The 16,804-nt window shown below is 70.3% G+C and carries 21 protein-coding genes; 17 read left to right on the top strand and 4 right to left on the bottom strand.

All coding sequences use genetic code 11. The features are described from left to right. The first annotated feature begins 73 nt into the window (after positions 1 to 73). Genes ACTOWY_RS21025 through ACTOWY_RS21040 form a run of 4 tightly spaced genes read left to right on the top strand, consistent with a single transcriptional unit; the run spans position 74 to position 3,503 of the window. On the top strand, positions 74 to 961 hold the full coding sequence (locus tag ACTOWY_RS21025) for an ATP-binding cassette domain-containing protein (RefSeq protein WP_441311357.1): 888 nt from the start codon (positions 74 to 76) through the stop codon (positions 959 to 961). After that, on the top strand, positions 958 to 1,659 hold the full coding sequence (locus ACTOWY_RS21030; protein WP_441311358.1) for a hypothetical protein: 702 nt from the start codon (positions 958 to 960) through the stop codon (positions 1,657 to 1,659). The genes ACTOWY_RS21025 and ACTOWY_RS21030 overlap by 4 nt, the downstream gene beginning before the upstream one ends. A gap of 36 nt (positions 1,660 to 1,695) precedes the next feature. Further along, positions 1,696 to 2,862, top strand: a complete 1,167-nt coding sequence (locus tag ACTOWY_RS21035; protein WP_441311359.1) for a sensor histidine kinase — start codon at positions 1,696 to 1,698, stop codon at positions 2,860 to 2,862. After that, positions 2,859 to 3,503: a response regulator transcription factor gene (locus ACTOWY_RS21040; protein WP_441311360.1), complete on the top strand. Its 645-nt coding sequence runs from the start codon at positions 2,859 to 2,861 to the stop codon at positions 3,501 to 3,503. The genes ACTOWY_RS21035 and ACTOWY_RS21040 overlap by 4 nt, the downstream gene beginning before the upstream one ends. A gap of 267 nt (positions 3,504 to 3,770) precedes the next feature. Here the strand turns inward: ACTOWY_RS21040 and ACTOWY_RS21045 are convergent, their stop codons facing one another. Further along, entirely contained in the window at positions 3,771 to 3,857 is an 87-nt protein-coding gene (locus ACTOWY_RS21045; protein ID WP_441311525.1) for a hypothetical protein, read from the bottom strand. A gap of 887 nt (positions 3,858 to 4,744) precedes the next feature. Between ACTOWY_RS21045 and ACTOWY_RS21050 the strand changes: the two genes are divergently transcribed. Next, the gene (locus ACTOWY_RS21050) at positions 4,745 to 4,966 is read left to right on the top strand and encodes a hypothetical protein (RefSeq protein ID WP_441311361.1); all 222 of its coding nucleotides are present in this window, start codon (positions 4,745 to 4,747) and stop codon (positions 4,964 to 4,966) included. On the opposite strand, the gene ACTOWY_RS21055 is transcribed toward ACTOWY_RS21050, so the two are convergent. Continuing rightward, positions 4,960 to 5,649: an exonuclease domain-containing protein gene (locus ACTOWY_RS21055; protein WP_441311362.1), complete on the bottom strand. Its 690-nt coding sequence runs from the start codon at positions 5,647 to 5,649 to the stop codon at positions 4,960 to 4,962. The two genes, ACTOWY_RS21050 and ACTOWY_RS21055, sit on opposite strands and share 7 nt — an antisense overlap. 184 nt (positions 5,650 to 5,833) lie before the next feature. Here ACTOWY_RS21055 and ACTOWY_RS21060 point away from each other — a divergent pair, with 184 nt between their 5' ends. The 4 genes from ACTOWY_RS21060 (at position 5,834) to ACTOWY_RS21075 (ending at position 9,103) form a co-directional block, all read left to right on the top strand. Next, entirely contained in the window at positions 5,834 to 6,082 is a 249-nt protein-coding gene (locus ACTOWY_RS21060; RefSeq protein WP_441311363.1) for a hypothetical protein, read from the top strand. A 155-nt stretch (positions 6,083 to 6,237) separates the two neighbouring features. Next, positions 6,238 to 6,666, top strand: a complete 429-nt coding sequence (locus ACTOWY_RS21065) for a VOC family protein (protein ID WP_247756607.1) — start codon at positions 6,238 to 6,240, stop codon at positions 6,664 to 6,666. Positions 6,667 to 6,728: 62 nt separating this feature from the next. Beyond that, positions 6,729 to 7,988, top strand: a complete 1,260-nt coding sequence (locus ACTOWY_RS21070; protein ID WP_441311364.1) for an MFS transporter — start codon at positions 6,729 to 6,731, stop codon at positions 7,986 to 7,988. 299 nt (positions 7,989 to 8,287) lie between these two features. Beyond that, positions 8,288 to 9,103, top strand: coding sequence for an AfsR/SARP family transcriptional regulator (locus tag ACTOWY_RS21075; RefSeq protein WP_441311365.1), 816 nt, complete (start codon positions 8,288 to 8,290; stop codon positions 9,101 to 9,103). On the opposite strand, the gene ACTOWY_RS21080 is transcribed toward ACTOWY_RS21075, so the two are convergent. After that, positions 9,018 to 10,541, bottom strand: a complete 1,524-nt coding sequence (locus tag ACTOWY_RS21080; protein ID WP_441311366.1) for a hypothetical protein — start codon at positions 10,539 to 10,541, stop codon at positions 9,018 to 9,020. The two genes, ACTOWY_RS21075 and ACTOWY_RS21080, sit on opposite strands and share 86 nt — an antisense overlap. Continuing rightward, positions 10,538 to 11,311 carry an ABC transporter ATP-binding protein gene (locus ACTOWY_RS21085; RefSeq protein ID WP_441311367.1) on the bottom strand — a complete coding sequence of 258 codons (774 nt, stop codon included), beginning with the start codon at positions 11,309 to 11,311 and terminating at the stop codon, positions 10,538 to 10,540. Before ACTOWY_RS21085 ends, ACTOWY_RS21080 begins: the two co-directional genes overlap by 4 nt. 66 nt (positions 11,312 to 11,377) lie before the next feature. On the opposite strand from ACTOWY_RS21085, the gene ACTOWY_RS21090 reads away from it, so the two are divergent. From ACTOWY_RS21090 to ACTOWY_RS21125, 8 genes are all read left to right on the top strand, one after another. After that, positions 11,378 to 12,013: a TetR/AcrR family transcriptional regulator gene (locus tag ACTOWY_RS21090; RefSeq protein ID WP_441311368.1), complete on the top strand. Its 636-nt coding sequence runs from the start codon at positions 11,378 to 11,380 to the stop codon at positions 12,011 to 12,013. After that, positions 12,010 to 12,441: a nuclear transport factor 2 family protein gene (locus ACTOWY_RS21095; RefSeq protein WP_441311369.1), complete on the top strand. Its 432-nt coding sequence runs from the start codon at positions 12,010 to 12,012 to the stop codon at positions 12,439 to 12,441. The genes ACTOWY_RS21090 and ACTOWY_RS21095 overlap by 4 nt, the downstream gene beginning before the upstream one ends. 145 nt (positions 12,442 to 12,586) lie before the next feature. Beyond that, positions 12,587 to 12,763 (top strand): hypothetical protein, encoded by a 177-nt coding sequence (locus tag ACTOWY_RS21100; protein ID WP_441311370.1) that lies wholly within the window; start codon positions 12,587 to 12,589, stop codon positions 12,761 to 12,763. A gap of 113 nt (positions 12,764 to 12,876) precedes the next feature. Further along, positions 12,877 to 13,872, top strand: a complete 996-nt coding sequence (locus ACTOWY_RS21105; protein WP_441311371.1) for a phosphotransferase — start codon at positions 12,877 to 12,879, stop codon at positions 13,870 to 13,872. Then, positions 13,869 to 14,786 (top strand): T3SS effector HopA1 family protein, encoded by a 918-nt coding sequence (locus ACTOWY_RS21110; protein ID WP_441311372.1) that lies wholly within the window; start codon positions 13,869 to 13,871, stop codon positions 14,784 to 14,786. Before ACTOWY_RS21105 ends, ACTOWY_RS21110 begins: the two co-directional genes overlap by 4 nt. Beyond that, entirely contained in the window at positions 14,779 to 15,342 is a 564-nt protein-coding gene (locus ACTOWY_RS21115) for a flavoprotein (protein WP_441311373.1), read from the top strand. Before ACTOWY_RS21110 ends, ACTOWY_RS21115 begins: the two co-directional genes overlap by 8 nt. 21 nt (positions 15,343 to 15,363) lie before the next feature. Next, the gene (locus ACTOWY_RS21120; protein WP_441311374.1) at positions 15,364 to 15,822 is read left to right on the top strand and encodes an ester cyclase; all 459 of its coding nucleotides are present in this window, start codon (positions 15,364 to 15,366) and stop codon (positions 15,820 to 15,822) included. Positions 15,823 to 15,850: 28 nt separating this feature from the next. Then, the gene (locus ACTOWY_RS21125) at positions 15,851 to 16,792 is read left to right on the top strand and encodes a LysR family transcriptional regulator (RefSeq protein WP_441311375.1); all 942 of its coding nucleotides are present in this window, start codon (positions 15,851 to 15,853) and stop codon (positions 16,790 to 16,792) included. Positions 16,793 to 16,804: the final 12 nt, after the last annotated feature.

Genomic DNA, 16,804 nt, shown 5'->3' on the forward strand with positions numbered 1-16,804 from the left:
CCGAAGCCCTCGACCGACGATCGTGGAAATCGCGCTTCGGACGGAGGGACAAACAGTGATCATCGCTGAGAGCTTGACGAAACAGTACGGCGGCGGCGTCGGTGTGGACGACCTGTCCTTCGCCGTGCGGCCCGGCGTGGTCACCGGGTTCCTCGGTCCGAACGGGGCCGGCAAGTCGACCACGATCAAACTGATGCTCGGCCTGGTGCGCGGCACGGGCCGCACCACTTTCGCCGGCCACACCTACCTGGAACTGGCCGATCCGCTGCGCACGGTCGGCGTGCTGGTCGACCCGGGCGCGGCGCACCCGTCCCGCTCGGCAGCCGGGCATCTGCGGATGGTGGCCGCCGGCGGTGGGTTGCCGATGCGCCGGGTGCCCGAGGTGCTGTCCCTGGTGGGCCTGGACTCGGTGGCGGACAAGGCGGTCGGGAAGTTCAGCCTGGGCATGCGGCAGCGGCTGGGGCTGGCGACCGCGCTGCTCGGCGATCCGGAGTACCTGATCCTGGACGAACCGGCCAACGGGCTTGATCCCGACGGGGTGCGCTGGATCCGGCGGTTCCTGCGTGGCCTGGCCGCGCAGGGGCGGACCGTGCTGGCCTCCTCGCACCTGCTGGCCGAGATGGCGCAGCTCGCTGACGACCTGATCGTCATCGGCGCGGGCCGGTTGATCTCGGCCGGGTCGCTGGCTGACTTCGTCGACAAGCACACCCGCAGCACCGTGGTGGTGCGCGGGCCCGAGAGCGCGCGGTTACTGGTGGCCTTGGGCCGCAACGGATTACGCGTGTGGCAGGGCACCGCTGAGGAACTGGTGGTCGACACCGACAACACCGAACTGGTCGCCAGAGTGGCCGCCCAGACGGGGACGCCGGTCCGGGAACTGTTCGTGCGGAGGTCCGATCTGGAAGAGGCATACCTGGCCGCGACCGCGCATACCGTTCAACACCGAGGAGAACCGTCGTGAACACAGCGGTAGCCTATGAATGGCACCGGGCCCGCAGTCTGCGCTCGACCTGGGCGCTCCTGCTCGCGGCCGGATTACTGGCCTTCGCATCCGGGCTGTATTGGGGTGCCAAGACCGATCTGGGGACGCTGGACGCCTTCGACTCCTCGCTCGCACTCCCGCTGACCCTGGGCGCCTCGCTGATCGCCGCGGTGGGCGTGTGCACGTTCGGACTGGACTATCAGCACGGCACGATGCTCACCACCCGGCTGGTACTGCGATTCCCGGCTCGGATCGTGGCGGCCAAGGCGATGGTGGTCGGCGGATTGAGCCTGGCCGGCGGAGTGCTGGTGACCGGGCTCGCGGCGGCCGGAGTATTACTGGCCGGCGGTTCACCCGGTGGTGGGGTGACGCATGTGCTGCTGCGGGGCGTCGGCGTGCTGTTACTGGCGTTGCTGTCCGGGCTGGTCGCGCTCGCGCTCGGCGGGTTGCTGCGGCACACCGCGGTCGGGACCGGGGTCTTCCTGGTGTGGACGTTGGTGGCCGAGACCGCGCTGGGTGGGTTCCTGGAGGTGCCGCTGACCTCATTGCCGTTTCGCGGCACCGCGCTGCTGTTCGCCGGCAGTGCCCCGCCGTGGTTCGCTTCGCTGCTGTTCGCGCTGGTGGCGGCGCTCGGGCTGACCGCGGTGGGATTCACCCTGGCACGTCGGGACAGCTGACGGTCAATGATCACGTGGCCGCCTACAGTGGGCGTCGTGGGGTCCGAGAAGCGTGTGCAAGGCAGATGGGCCTTGTGGGACGGTCGGCTCAGCCTGGTGGCGCTGGACATCCTGGTGTTCGCCATCGTGTTCACGTTCGAGCTGGTCAGTGCTCGGAACCAGGACAAGCTGGACAACCCGTACTACCAGGTCGCACTGGTCACGCTGATCTGCACGCTGCCGCAGTTGCGTCGGCGGTTCCCGATGGTGGTGCTGATCGTGGCGCTGGCCGGTATTCCGGCTGGACTGACCCTCGTACCGGCGACCGTGGCGGTCTACTCGGTCGCGGCCCGGCACGGCCTGAGCTGGAGCACCGGCATCGCGGTCCTGCTGACCACCGTCGTGGAGTTCATCCACCGGAAGCCGTTCCGGGTGGAGGACCTGGCGCCGATGGCGTTCGCGTTCGCCCTGATGGTGGCGGCACCGGTGCTCGCCGGGCTGTGGATGCATCAGCGGGCGACCCTGCTCGCTGTGCTGCAGGACCGGGCCGAGGAGGCGGAGCGTACCCGCACCCTGCTCGCCGAGCAGGCCGTGTTGGCCGAACGCCGACGCATCGCCAGGGAAATGCACGACGTGGTCGCGCACCGGGTCACCGCGATCGCATTGCAGGCGGGCGCGTTGTCGGTGAATGCGCCGGACGGGCGGACTGAACGGACCGCGGAGACGATCCGCACCGTGAGCGTGACCGCGCTGGATGAGTTGCGCGGCATTCTGCGAGTGCTGCGCGACGAGGCCGACGAAGGTGAGCCGCCGCCGACACGGGCCACCGGGACCGGGTTGTTCGGCTCGATCGAGCACCTGGTGGCGGAGGTGCTGGCCACCGGCGGGCGGGTCGAGCTGGAACTGCCGGATCCGCCGCCGGAGGTGCCCGAGGTGGTGGAGCGGGCGGTGTACCGGGTGGTGCAGGAATCACTGACCAACGCCGGTAAACACGCCCCGCACGCGGACGTGCGGGTGCGGGTTGGCGCCACGGCTGAACTGCTGGTCGTGGAGATCAGCAATCCGCTGGCCCCGCGTCCGGCGGACGTGCCCGGCTCCGGTTACGGTCTGCTGGGTATGCGGGAACGGGTCGAACTGGCCGGTGGGCGGCTCAGCGCGGGCCGTGTCGAAGGCGGAGTGTTCCGGGTGACCGCGCGGTTCCCGCTGGAGGAGACGACAACGTGACGGTGAAGGTGGTCCTGCTGGAGGACGAGGAGATCGTCCGCAGCGGGGTCCGGATGATTCTGGAGTCCGCCTCCGACATCGAGGTCGTGGCTGAGGGCGAGGACGGTTCGCAGGCGATCGAACTGACCGACCGGTTCCGGCCCGATGTGGTGCTCACCGACATCCAGATGCCCAAGGTCGACGGCATCGAGGTCACCCGCCAGCTGACCGCTCGGCCCGGGGCGCCCGCGGTGGTCATCCTCACCACCTTCGACGTCGACGAGTACGTGCACGCCGCACTGCGATACGGCGCCGCCGGTTTCCTGCTCAAGGACAGCCCACCATTGGAACTGGTCACCGCGGTCCGGGTGATCGCCTCCGGTGAGGCCATGATCTCGCCCCGGATCACCAAGCGCCTGCTGTCCCGCTTCGCCACCGGCGCGGCCGAAGAGGCGGCACTCGCCCGGCTGGCCGCGCTCACCCCGCGGGAACGCGAGGTGGCGGTGCAGATCGGGCACGGGTTGAGCAATGTGGAGATCGGGGGTGTGCTGTTTATGAGCGAGTCCACCGTGAAGGTCCACATTGGACGGATTAAGATCAAACTACGAGCAGCAAACCGCACCCAGGTAGCAATCCTGGTGCACGACGCGGGTTTGCTCTGACGGGGCAAGGCATCAGGAGTGGTAGGGCAGCGGGCAACCGGGCTGTGGGGTGACCGGGTGACGAGGCGATCGGCTCGCGAGGCGACTGGGCTGCGAAGTGACTGGGCTGCGAAGTGGTTGGTCCGTGCGCCGACGGGATCTGGTTTGCGTTGGCGGGGCGGGTTTGCCTTGGTGTGCCTGAGATTGCTCTGACTGTCCGCGTTTGGTCTTGTGGTGCGGGGCGAGCCTGGTGTGACGGGGCCGCTGGCCTCCTGTTGGCGTGGATTGTCAGCGGGCGTCGCCGTAGGCGCTGGTGCGACCGAACAGGAACCACAGCAGGGGGCCCAGGAACGGGGCGCAGAAGGTGAAGATCACCCAGACCAGGGGTCATGCCACCGTGCAGGGGGCTTCGTAGGACGCTGATCAATGCGGCTAGGAAGAGCACGAAGCCGCCGATGATGGTCAGGATGATGGCTGCGGCGGCTCCGTATGCCCAGTACTGCTCGGTCATGGTGATTTCTCCGGTGGGTTGGGAGCGGGGGCAGCTGGGACGGGCGGCGGTGTTGACGGGCGTGGGATTGGGGACAGCGGTGTGGGGGACAGCGATGTTGGGGCCACGAGTTGGGAGCAATGGGGGTGGTGACGCCAGAAGGGGTTGGTGACGGCAGGAGCGGGTTGGGTCCGGGTGGCGTGGGGGCGTACTGGGTGGTGTTGATCTGGGGGACTGGGAACGGGGGTGTGGGCGGCCAGGGGGAGCCGTAGGGCAGGAAGCTGAAGGCGAGGCGCGGGGCACGGGCCGGGTTCGGCGCGGTGGTGGTGGTTGTGGATGACGACTGGGGCTGGCAGCAGCACGGCGGGTAGGTCGGCGGCGGGCGCCGCGAGGGTCGCGGGAAGCAACCTGGGCGAGAACAAGCTGAGGGCTCCGGTGGGTGGGTGTGGGTAGGAATGCCGTGGTGGGGCCCAGTTTTGTTAGTGGAGTGGGGGCGCGCATCAGACGTGACGGCGGGGTGGGTAGTACCAGAGTCGTAGGGGGAGATGGCTAGGTGGATGAGGGTGCCGCGGAATTTCACTCCTGGGAGGGAGATGCCGCGCTGCGGCGGGGTTTTGTGGCTGGTAGTGGCGTTGGGGTGGGGTTCACTTGTGGCTTGGGGGTCCGGTTTGCCTGGATTTGCCCGCACAGCGGACGGGACCTGTCCCGTGGGCGGACAAGTAGCCTGCGAGGCGTGAGCCGAATTTCGGATCGATCGCACCCTGATCTACCCGTGAACACCTGCAGCCGGACCCGGTTCGCCGCCGGGATCATCGGCGCCCTGCTCATCCTCGCCACCGGCACGATCGTCATCGGCCTGATCGTCCGGCTCGTCTTCCCGGTGCAGTTCAGTGCCGGGGACCACTACCGGCTATCGCCCTTCGGAATCGGCTTCGGAGTCAGCGCGATCTACCTCGCCTGGCTTGGCTACCTGGCGCTGCGCCGGCGTCACTGACCCGCGGGCGCTCCCGGCCAGGCGCCACGGCCGAGCAGGCACAGCACCAGCGCGGCGATGTTCCACGAATCGTCATCGCCGCGGTGGTGGCGGCCCTGCAGCGGCAGTCCGGCGATCTCCAGTGCGCGGGCCATGCCGGCGGGGCGGCGCAGGCCGAAGGCGGTGGTGAAGACCGCTTTGGCGTTGGTGTGCCGCGGGCTGAGCGGGTAGGCGGCGGTGTGGGGTGGGCTGAGCCGGTGGGCGGCGGTGTGGGGTGGGCTGAGCGGCTGGGTGGCGGTGTGGTGGGGGTTGAGCGGGTGGGCGTTGGTTTGCCTTGAGCCGCTGGGGCTGGCGGTGGGGGTGCACTGGCGGTGGAACTGCTTGCGGTCGTAGTCGCCCCAGCTGGTCCAGGCGCGTTCGGCTGCGGCGTGTTCGGTGGCCAGGAGCGCGCAGGCCTCGGCGAAGTCGACGCCGGTGTCCACCTCGGTCTGGGTGAGACCGGTCAGTTCGGTGCAGAACTCGCTGACCGCGGACTGCCGTGGGCGTACCAGGATCCGGTGTTTGCGCAGGCGTTGGGCGGTGGCGAGGTTGACCACGGTCAGGCCGATCTCGATGATCTCGCTGACCTGGCCGGGCGGCGGGGTGCCGGGCCAACAGGTGGCCTCGACGTCGATGACGTTCAGCAGGCCGGGCTCGCCGTTCATCCGGCGAGGTTAGCCGGTACGGCCGGGGACGAACTTGGGCCGTGGTGGGCGCTGTTGATCGTGGTGTGGCTGGTGCTTTCCTTCGCCCGAGGACGAGGGACCGTGGTGGACCCGGCTGCTCGCGCCGCCCGGCTGGCTGCTGTGGCGGACCCTGCGCGCGGCCCTGGGCTACGCCGGGATCGGCGTGCTGTTCAGCCTCCCGTTCTGGTACCTGGACATCCCGGCCGCGCTGCCGCGGTTCGTGCACCTGAGCCTCGCGTTGCCCGCTGGTGCGCTGGGAGTGGCGAGCCTGCCGCCGTCCGGGCTGAATCGGGAACGTGCGCACACCGACCGCTGGCGGGCCTGCCTGGTGGCGGCGCTGGCCGGGGCGGTGGTGGTGGCGCCGGTCAAGCTCGGGCTCACCGCCTTGCTCGCCGCGGTGACGGGAGCCTGACTCAGGGCCGGTGCCCACCGCGTCGAGTACGGCGGCGGCCAGCAGGCGGAAAACCACCCGGTCCGGGTTCCGGTGGCCGCCAGTGCACAACCGGGTTGGGCCTTGATCCACCGGGTGGCGTAGGCGCGCGCCGGGTGATCCTGGATGCTGGGCGCATGGCACGTAAGTTCCAGGTGGTTGTCGACTGCCACAACCCGGACCGGATGGCCGCTTTCTGGTCCGTCGCGCTCGGCTATCCCATCCAGAGACCGCTGGACGGCCACCGGAGTTGGCTGGACTACCAGCTCGCCAAGGGTTTCCCGGCCAACGAGCAGGCCAGGTTCGCCGCGATCGCCGATCCGGACAGCGGTGACCGGGTCTGTTTCCTCGGTGTGCCCGAGGCCAAGGACGGCAAGAACCGGCTGCACCTGGACATCCAGGCCACCGCCCCCGGCGACGCGCTGCCTGCCAAGATCGCTAAGGTGGACGCACTGGTGGCCGAGCTGCGTGGGCAGGGCGGATCGGTGTTGCGCACCGGCCGGGAACGCGGCCAGTACTTCGTGACCATGGCCGATGTGGAAGGCAACGAGTTCTGCGTGCACTGACGTCCCACCCGGATCCGCTGGCCGGCGCGGTCAGGCACGCGGGCCGGCGGCTGTTGCCGTTCATGGCGCTGCTGTTCTTCGTGAACTACCTGGACCGGGTCAACGTGGGCATCGCCGCGGTCCGGATGAACGCCGATCTCGGTTTCAGCGCAACGGTCTTCGGCCTGGGCGCCGGTCTGCTCTTCGTCGGCTACACCCTCTTCGAGCTGCCCAGCAACCTGGTCCTGCGCCGGGTCGGCGCCCGCCGCTGGATCGCCGCGATCACCCTGGGCTGGGGCATCTGCGCCGCGTCCACCGCGTTCATCCAGGACGAGACCGGCTTCTACCTGCTGCGCTTCCTGCTCGGGGTGTGCGAGGCAGGGTTCCTGCCCGGCATGATCCTGTACCTGACCGAGTGGTTCCCCCGGCACCAGCGCGGCCGCTACACCGCGCTGTTCATGCTCGCGGTGCCGGTCACCGTCGCCATCGGCACCCCGATCTCCACCGTGCTCATGGACGTCACCGCCTTCGGGCTGGTCGGCTGGCGGTTCATGCTGCTGGCCGAGGGCATTCCGGCGATCCTGCTCAGCGGCCTGGTGCTGATCCTGTTGCCGGATCGCCCCGAACAGGCCAGGTGGCTGCCCGCCGAGGAGACCGCCGCGCTGCGGGCCGCGCTCGACGCCGAACAGGCCGACATCCGCACCCATGGCCGCAGCTCGCTGCGTGCGGTCTTCCGGGACGGGCGGGTCTACGTCATCGCGCTGATCGGCTTCGGCATCAGCGGCGGCCTGTACGCGCTGACCTTCTTCCTGCCGCAGATCGTCGCCGCGTTCCGCACAGGCCACGGCGGCCTGTCGACCTACGCGATCGGTCTGATCACCGCGATCCCCTCGGCGCTGGCCGCCGCGTCGATGTGGTTCTACGCGCGCAGATCCGACCGGGCGGGCGAACGCATCCGGCACATCGCGCTGCCGCTGATCCCGGCCGGGCTGGCACTGGCCGCCGCGCTGTACCTGGAGTCACCGGTGCTGGTCATGGCGGCCATCACCGTCACCACGGTCGGCGCCTTCATCACCCTGCCGGTGTGGTGGCAGCTACCGGCCGGCATTCTCACCGGCCCGGCCGCCACCGGGGGCATCGCGCTGATCGCCTCGCTGGCCAACACCTCCGGTTTCCTGGCGCCCTACCTGACCGGCTGGCTCCGGGACCTCACCGGCGACTACCGGTCCGGCATGCTGGTGATCGCCGCTTTCATGCTCATCGCGGCCATCGCCACCCTGTTGCTGGGCCGCACCGCGGCCTTCCGCGGCACGGCCGGGATTTCGCCGCCTTCGCCACGGTGACCGGGCATAACGCCGGTATTCATTGTTGTCCGGCGCATTGTGCACCCGGCTGGACAACGGGCTGACAACCGGTGCGGATCGCGGATCGCCTGGCCGCATAGCACAGGTCACCCCAGGTCGGGAGGCGCCAAGGCCGAATTCTGCCAGCGCTGAAACGAATGGGTGCGAGGTCTGGACAACCTCCGGTAGCGTGCGTGCACCGGGAACCGATGGCCACTGGGGTGGCGGGTGTCGGCCTGCCGAATTTGATCGGGGTTCCCGGACTGGGGCTTGCTTCTTGCATATTGGGGGCGATTTAGTTGCCACTTGCTGTATCAGCACAACCTGTTCGGTTCGGCATTCTCGGCGCCACGGTCATCCGCGGCTGCGACGGGGTGGACCGGCGATTACCGGTCAAGACCAGCCAGGTGCTGGCATTGCTGCTCACCGCACTCGGGAACATGCTGCCCAGCACCCGGATCGTGCGCTCGCTGTGGGGTGTGGAACCACCGGTGTCGGCCGGTTCGATGGTGCGCGACCACGTGAAGAAGATCCGGCGGGTCATCGGCGCCGGCCCGGAGCTGGCGCTGACCGCCACGCCCGGCGGCTACCAGCTCCGGGTGTGTGATTCGCTGGTGGACGCGCGGGTGTTCGAGTCGCTGGCCGGTCAGGCCAGGGACAGCGTGCGCGCGGGTGAGTTCCCGGTGGCCGAGCGGCGGCTGCTGGCCGCGCTCGCGCTGTGGCGGGATGTGGAAGCGCTTACCGACGTCCGCAACATCATCGAACTGGAGGGCGAGGCGGTCCGGCTGGAGGAGTGGCGGCTCCAGTGCCAGCAGGACCTGATCCAGTGCCAGTTGCTCACCGGCAGGCCGGAGCAGGCCATGCCGAACCTGCGCATGCTCACCGTGCGGTACCCGATCCGGGAACGCCTGTGGGTGCTGCTGATGCTGGCGCAGAGCGCGCTGGGTCGTGGTCCCGAAGCCAGCGTGACCTACCACCAGGCGCAGCGGGTGTGCGTGCAGGAGAACGGGATGCTGCCCTCGGCCGAACTCAGCCAGGTGCACGAGTGGATCCTGCGTGGTGAACCGGTGGAGCGGATGATCCAGGAGATGTGCTTCGCGCCGTCGGGTCGCTAGTCCAGAGTCCGCGGGTGACCAGTACGGCGGCCGTGGCGGCCAGTGCGAGCATCGCGATCGCCACGGCCGCCAGCACCAGCGGGCCCGGCCAGTACAGCAGGGCGATCGCCGGGGCCAGACCGACCGCGGTGAAGCCGAAGGAGAGCGGGAACCGGAGCAGGCCGCGGCCGCCGACGGTCACCGCGAGCGCACCGGCCATCAGCACGGTGACCAGCACGACCGGGATCACCAGCGCACCGGCCAGCCAGAACTGACCGCTGACGCCGCCGCCGAGCAGCACCGCCAGCCACAGGATTTCCGCGCTGGCACCGGCCATGGCGGCGGGCGCGGCGGTCACGCACAGCAGGACCGGCAACCGGCGCAGTGGCGCCAGCCAGAGGTGATGATGATCAAGCTCAACCGCGATGCCGACGAACGAGCCGGTCACCGCGGTGATCGCGAGGACCAGTGCCACCGGCAGCCAGGCCAGGCCCGGCGCGAAGATCAGCAGCACGATGGTGATCGCGAGTTCGGCGCCCAGTTCCAGGCCGAACGCGGGCAGCATCCGGCGCTGCTGGGCCAGGCCGCGGAACAGGAACGCGCGCTCGGCGGTCCACCGCGGACTGCCGGACCAGGAGCGCATGCCGGACTGGAACCAGTTCGCGCCCACCTCCAGTCCGCTGCTGTCCGTGCGCAGGGTGACCTGGAGTTCGGCGTTCTGCCGGGCTCGTTCGTCCGCGGCTTCGACGTAGCCGCGGGCCAGCCAGATCGTCAGCGCCGCCAGCAGCGCGGCCACCGCGACCGGCCACAGCACCCACCCGGCCTCGACCGAGGCCGGGTCGAGCAGGGCCAGCAGCCAGCGCTGGACCAGCACTTCACCACGCAGTTCCGGTTCGCCGACGGTCACCGCCAGCCCGGCGCCCGCGCCCAGCACCACCAGCCGGGCGAGCACGGCGGCGTGCCGGGCGGCCAGATGCGCCAGCAGTCCGGTCAGCCGCACGGTCAGCACCACCACGCCGACCACCAGTCCGAGCTTCCACGCCGGCAGCACCGGCTGCCCGAGGAACACCCTGGCCAGCGCCGCCCCGCCACCGGCGAACACCGCCAGCAGCACCGGGTGGCCGAACAGGTGCCTGGCCAGCAGGATCCGCCTGCCGCCGGGTGCGGTGAGCAGCCAGGACACATCGGCCACGTCCAGCCGCAACGGCGTGCGGAAGGTCGCGGCCAGCGCGACCACCGGCAGCAGGAACGGCGCGAACGGGCTCACCAGTTCCACCAGCAGCGGCGGCAGCTGGGCCCCGGAGGTCAGGCGCAGCAGGTAGATCTGCGCGCCGACGCTCAGCACCAGGCCGAGCAGCACCCCGATCAGCGCGCCGGGTTTCTCCCTGGTCAGCAGGAATCGCCGTCGCCAGCGGCGCAGCGCCAGGTAGGCCCAGGCACGCGCGGGCGCGGCGGTCACGAGGCATCCTCAAGGCGGGTGAGCGCGTGCGTGTCGGTCAGCGCCAGGTAGGTGCGCTCCAGGTCGGCCTCCGCGGGCAGTCCGGCCTGTTCGCGCAGTTCGGCCAGGGTGCCCTGGGCGATCACCCGGCCGCTGACCAGGATCACCACCCGGTCGGCCAGCCGGACCACGTCGCCGAGGATGTGCGTGGCCACCAGCACGCCCGCCCCGTCCAGCGCGAGTTCCCGGACCAGCGCGCGCAGTTCGGCGGAGTTGCGCGGGTCGAGGCCGTTGAACGGCTCGTCCAGCAGCAGCATTTCCGCCCCGCGCAGCATGGCCATCACCAAAGCCAGTCGCCGCCGCATGCCCTGGGAGAGTTCGTGCGAGAGCGTGTCCCTGCGGTCGGCGAGCCCGAAGCGGTCCAGGAGTTGCCCGGCGGCGGGCCGCCAGCGTTCCAGTTTGTAGAGCAGCGCGACGAAGACGATGTGCTCCCAGACCGACACGCCCGGGTAGAGATCGGGTTGTTCGGGCATCAGCGAGGTGCCGCGCTGGGCTGGCGGCGACCCGGCCTCGTGCCCGTTGACGAGGATCCGGCCGGCGTCCAGGGTGATCAGCCCGGCCGCGGACCGGAAGAAGGTCGACTTCCCGGCCCCGTTCGGGCCGATCAACGCGGTCACCGCGCCCGCGGGGCAGCTGAAGGTGGCGTCGGCGAGCGCGGTCCGGTCGCCGTAGCGCTTACGGGCGGCAACGCACTCCAGCGCCGGTTCTGGGACCCGGGAAGTTTTGGCCATACATCCATATTGCATAAGCCGGGGCAAGATAGCAATATGACCGTATGGCCAAACTAGGAGGACGAGATGCCGAAGGTGGTCGACCGGGAGGCGCGCCGGCGTCAGGTGGCTGAGGCCGTCTGGCAGGTCGTCCGCGCGCACGGACCCGGCGGCGCGACCATGCGCCGGGTGGCCGACGCGGCCGGGATGTCGATCGGTCTGGTCCAGCACTACTTCTCCAGCAAGGAGGAGATGGAGCGGTTCGCGCTGGAGTGCATGCTGGCCGCCGCGCAGGAGCGGATGCGGGACCGGCTGGAGACCGTGGAGCTGCCGTCCTCGGCCCGCGCCACCATCCGGCTGGTGCTGATCGAGTCGACCATCCCGGCCGACGACGAGCGGATCGCCCAGTACCAGGTGCTGCTGTCCTACTCGCTCAACGCGCTGCGCGACGAGCGGCAGGCACGGGAACTCCGGGCTAGCGCCGAGGAACTGCGCGAGTTCCTGGCCGGGCAACTCCGCCAGGCCCAGGAACTGGGGGAGCTGACCGCCGGGGTGATCCCCGAGGACGAGGCGGTCCTGCTCGCCTGCTTCGCCGACGGCTGCGCCCAGCAGATCCTGCTGGGGCAACTGGACTCGGCGCGCGCGGTGCGCACCCTTGACCGCCTGCTCGACCGGCTTTTTTGCCCTGACAAACGGAATCCAGCAGAGGTGAGGCGAGCATGAGCACAGCGGAGCAGATCCGGACGATGGTGATCGAGTACAACCGCCGGGTGTGGAACGAGCACGAGGTCGAGGCGGTGCACGAGTTCTCGCCCGAGCAGACCCTGCTGCTGGACCCGGACGGCGACTACTTCATGGACCGCGAGGGCCTCAAGGAGCGCATCCGCGAGGTGCTGCGGATGATCGACGGCCACCGGCTGGACATCGGCACCATCGTCGCGGGCCAGGACAGTGTCATCTTCACCTGGGAGGCCGCGGGGAACTGGCGGGACGGCGAGCGCGGCGTGTTCCCGGTGCGCTTCGGCGGTGTCACCTACTGGAAGATCGTCGACGGCCGGATCGCCGAACGCGACGGCATCAGCGATATGGCCACCCTCGGCTACCAGCTCGGCGTGCACAAGCGGCGGATCCGGGTGCTCATGCCGGTCTGAGCCTGCCGCTGGCAAGCACCGCCGATCCACGCGAAGTCCACCCGCAATTGCCGGGGAACCCACCGGCGGCCACCGCGACAGTCCACCGCGCCAGGACAGGCTTGGGGTGTGGTCATCAAGACCACCTTGGCGATGGGAGAGACTCATGTCGCAGGAAACCCTCGAGGTCACCAACCTCGAAGCCCTCTTCGGCGAGGTCGAGGAGCAGAAGGAACTGTTCGACTCGGAGCTGGCCGGTGTGGACACCAGCGGCGGTCTGGTCATGACCACGATCCCGTGTGTCACCGTCACCGCGCGCATCTCCATCATCCGCCGCTGCTGATCACCTAGCTGGTCAGGCGGACTCAGTGAGCACGACGGCCGGGCCGCCGCTTGACCCGGCCGTCCTCGCACCGCGCGCGCTCAGCCATGTCCTCGCGTTCTCCGGAGAAAGCCATGCCCTCTGACACGGATATCCCGCGCGTCTTCGAGCTGACCGATCTCGTCACCCCGATGGTGCTGCGGGTCGCGACCACGCTGGGCGGGCGTCCGCACGTGCGCGGCGACATCGAGGCGGACCAGCCGGTGGTGCGCAAGTCCCGGCCACCGGCCCGTGGCGGGCGCGGGCTGTTCGTGGAGGCCGGCCTGCAGAGCGCGGCCGCCACCAGGTTCGCCGACTGGCTGCCCGCACCGGTCGAGCAGCCCCTGCACTGCACCGGCGAGGTGCTCACCACGGTCTTCTACGCCGACATGGTCACCGTCGAACACTTCTTCGCCCAGCCCGCGGTGCTCGACACGGTGGCCGGGCGGCTGGGCGAGACCCTGGCCTGGCTGCACGGCGCCGAGCGCCACACGGTGGCCGGTCTGCCCGTCGCCGCGATCGAATCCCCGCCGCTGGAACCCTTTCCACTGGCCGATATCGGCGAGCAGTCCGCGGCCACCCTGGAACTGGCCGCGCTGCTGCACCGCGAGGACCTGGCCGGGCAGCTGGACCTGCCGGCGCGGCCCGAGGTGTTCGTGCATGGCGACCTCAAGTTCGACAACGTGCTCACCACCAGGGACGGCGACGGTCTGCGACTGGTCGACTGGGAATGCGCCGGTCGCGGCGCGGCAGTGCTCGACCTGGCCGCCTTCGCCGCTTCCCTGCTCTACGAAGGCATCCGGCTCGGCGCGGTGGCCGGTGAGGTCTCGGTCGAGCACGGCCTGGCCACCGCCGACGCCGAGACCACCAAGGCATGGGCGGCGATCAGCACGTTCCTGGCCGGGTACCGGCGCCACGGCGGCGAGGTCCCGGTGGACCAGCTGATCAGGCTGGCCGCGCGGTCCCTGCTGGCCCGCGCGACCAGTTACACCGAGGTCGTCGGCACCCTGGACCGCCTGCCGCGCAGCCTGGTCCGGGTGGCCACGAACCTGCTGCGGCGGCCCGAGTTGTTCCAGCGGAGGTTCCGGTGAGCACGACCAGGATGACCCGGCTGCTCGCCGACCGGAACTTCCTCGACGAACTCTGGTCGCTCTACCGCGAGCCGGACAACACCAACCCGGCCGCCGGGAAACGCAAGGCCACCAGGAGGTTGTACGCGCGCCTGCACCTGGGCCTGACCGACGACTCCGGCCTGGAGCACGCCCCGGCGAGCGCGGGTGCGGCCGAGTTCACCGCCGAGTTGCGTGCGCGACTGGGCGGGCGGCGGCGGGACCGGGGCGGCTGGCGGCTGGCCGGGTCCGAAGTGGACGGTGAGATCCGGTTGCGGCGGCAGGACGGACTGCTGGTCACCGCCGAGCCGGGCGAGTACACGGTGGACGCCGACGGTGCGGTGACCGTGCGCTGGCCGAGCCTGGAGACCGGCGCGATGCCGGGCTGGGTGTGGTTCAGCGGCACGCACTACGGCGCGGTCGAGGACGGCGAACCGTTGCTGCGCTGCTACCTCGGCCTCAGCGGCGCCGACCGCGGCAGTGCCTGGGCCGACCTGGTCACCGCACTCGACGAGACCCGGCTGCCGTTCGCGTCCAAGATCCTCACCCAGGACACCGCACGTCCGGACAGTGTGGTCATCTACTGCCCCGCGGCCGACCTCGCCGAGGTCCGCCGCCGGATCAATGCCGTGGTGCCGCACCGGATCCGGGTCGAACGCCCGGCCGGATTCGGGGTCCCGGCCGGCGCGGGCCTGGCCATCGCGCACCCCGAGGCGGGGGAGCGGCCGCACGGCAGCCTGGGCATGCAGCGCAGCGAACTGATCTGGCAGACCATGCACAGCCGCGGCGAGAGCTTCACCGCGGCCACCGACCTGCGGCCGCTGTGGCGGATCCTGGACGCCCAGCGAACCCGGATCGGCACGCTGCTTGGCAGCGCGGGGGCCGCTGATGACTGAGGACCGGCCCCGGCGGGTGCTGCTGGTGCTCACCGGCAGCATCATGGCCGCCTTCATGCCCACCTGGATCTCGTTGCTGCGCACGGAACTGCACTGCGTGCTGCAGGTGCTGCTGACCGGGTCGGCGGCCGGATTCGTGTCCCCGCAAGCCCTTTCCGCGCTCACCGGCCGCCCGGTGGCCGGGCCGGACTGGCGCGCGGACCAGAGCCGGGGCGCCGAGCACGTGCTGCTCGCACAGTGGGCGGAGATCGTGGTGGTGGCCCCGGCCACGATGAACTTCTGCGCCAAACTCGCCACCGGCATCAGCGACGACCTGGCCTCCACCACCGTGCACTCCACCGCGGCGCCCACCGTCCTGCTGCCCGCACTGCCCGCGGGCAGCGTGCGCAAACCGGTCACCAGGCGGGTGCTGCGCACCCTGGCCGAGGACGGACACGTGGTGTTGCAGGGGCCCGCGATCAGTGCCACTACCGGCGAGGAGGAGGACGGTGGTCCGGGCACCATCGACGACCTCATCCGCGCGCTGATCACCCTCGGCGTCAAGCCGGCCAGTTGAGATCAAGAAGGGACCAGGAACATGTCGAACGTCGATGTGGTGCACAGCTTCGCGGACGTCATCTGGAACAAGCAGGAACTGCACCGGTTCGCCGAGTTCATGTGGGAGGACGTGCGGCTGCGCGGTCTGGGTGCGGAGACCCCGATCGTCGGCATCGACGCGCTGGTCAAGGAAACCGCCCAGTGGCTGGGCCTGTACAGCGAGGTGCGGATGTCGGTGATCCGCACGGTCGCCGAGGCGGACCGGGTCGCCTGGCAGTGGCAGCTCACCGGCACCGTGGTGGAGCCCCGGCTTACCTCCCAGCGTCCGCCCAAGCCGGATGAGGGCGGGCCGTGGGGCCAGGAGGTCGTGGTCAACGGCATCAGCATCAGCACCTTCCGGGACGGCCGGATCGCCGAGGAGGTCACGCAGAGCGGGGTCGCGGAATTCCTCAGCCAGCTCGGCTACCCGCCCAAGGCCGCACCGGGCGGCGCTGCGTAGGGTTGCCCTGGGCGGTGGGGGGAGTGGCGTGGAACTGGATCTCGGTGCGGTCCGGGCCTTTGTCGCGATCGCGGACGAGCAGCATTTCGGCGCGGCCGCCGACCAGCTCGGCCTGACCCAGCAGGCGGTTTCCAAGCGGATCGCCAAGCTGGAGGCGGGACTGGGCACCGCGTTGCTGCACCGCGGCCGCACCGGCGCCGGGCTCACCGAGGACGGCGCGGCCTTCCTGCCGCCCGCTCGCGCCCTGCTCGCCCTGGCCGACCAGGCCGTCACCGCGGTGCGCAGGCGGGACCGGCCGCTGCGGGTGGACGTGCTCGGCGCCCGGCTCGCCCCGACCGAGCTGATCAGGGAGTTCCACGAGGCCAACCCGGACGTCGAGATCGACATCGTGGCGGCGAAGGGCCTGCGCACCGGGGTGTCCGCGCTGCTGGAGGGCACCGTGGACGTGGCCTTCGCCCGGATCGCCGGACCGCTCGACCCGGCCATCGCGCACACCCCGGCCCTGCTGGAGCCGTTCCACTTCCTGGCAGGTCGCGGGCACCGGCTGGCCGGCCGGCGGAAGGTGCGGCCCGCCGAGCTGGCCGACTCGATCGCCTGGATGCCCGGCAACGAACCCGGCAGCGAGTGGGCCGACTACTACGAGGCCTATCGCGCCGACTTCGGCCTCATCATCGACCCCTCGGGCCCCAGCTTCGGCCTGGAGCACATGCTGGACCGGCTGGCCACCGACCCGGACCGCTTCATGTTCGGCTCCGAACGCATGCGGGTGCCCTGGCACCCCGGTATCGCGCGGATCCCGGTCGTGGACCCGATCCCGCTCTACCCGTGGTCCGTGCTCTGGCTCCGCCGCAACCGCCACCCGGTGCTGCCCAGGCTGATCGAGCACCTCAGCGCGGGTTTCCGGCCCTTCGACCCGGACCGTCAGTGGCTGCCCGCGGCCGATCTCCGGATGCTGCGCGGCACTGGATGAAGATGTGCTCAT

This window comes from Crossiella sp. CA198 (assembly GCF_052078295.1).
Lineage (GTDB): Bacteria > Actinomycetota > Actinomycetes > Mycobacteriales > Pseudonocardiaceae > Crossiella.

Coding starts and splice junctions, on each gene's coding strand:
- ACTOWY_RS21055 (WP_441311362.1), bottom strand. CDS start 5,649: ATGAACGGCGAGCCCGGCCTGCTGAACGTCATCGACGTCGAGGCCACC.
- ACTOWY_RS21065 (WP_247756607.1), top strand. CDS start 6,238: ATGGCACGTAAGTTCCAGGTGGTTGTCGACTGCCACAACCCGGACCGG.
- ACTOWY_RS21070 (WP_441311364.1), top strand. CDS start 6,729: ATGGCGCTGCTGTTCTTCGTGAACTACCTGGACCGGGTCAACGTGGGC.
- ACTOWY_RS21085 (WP_441311367.1), bottom strand. CDS start 11,311: ATGGCCAAAACTTCCCGGGTCCCAGAACCGGCGCTGGAGTGCGTTGCC.
- ACTOWY_RS21090 (WP_441311368.1), top strand. CDS start 11,378: ATGCCGAAGGTGGTCGACCGGGAGGCGCGCCGGCGTCAGGTGGCTGAG.
- ACTOWY_RS21095 (WP_441311369.1), top strand. CDS start 12,010: ATGAGCACAGCGGAGCAGATCCGGACGATGGTGATCGAGTACAACCGC.
- ACTOWY_RS21100 (WP_441311370.1), top strand. CDS start 12,587: ATGTCGCAGGAAACCCTCGAGGTCACCAACCTCGAAGCCCTCTTCGGC.
- ACTOWY_RS21105 (WP_441311371.1), top strand. CDS start 12,877: ATGCCCTCTGACACGGATATCCCGCGCGTCTTCGAGCTGACCGATCTC.
- ACTOWY_RS21115 (WP_441311373.1), top strand. CDS start 14,779: ATGACTGAGGACCGGCCCCGGCGGGTGCTGCTGGTGCTCACCGGCAGC.
- ACTOWY_RS21120 (WP_441311374.1), top strand. CDS start 15,364: ATGTCGAACGTCGATGTGGTGCACAGCTTCGCGGACGTCATCTGGAAC.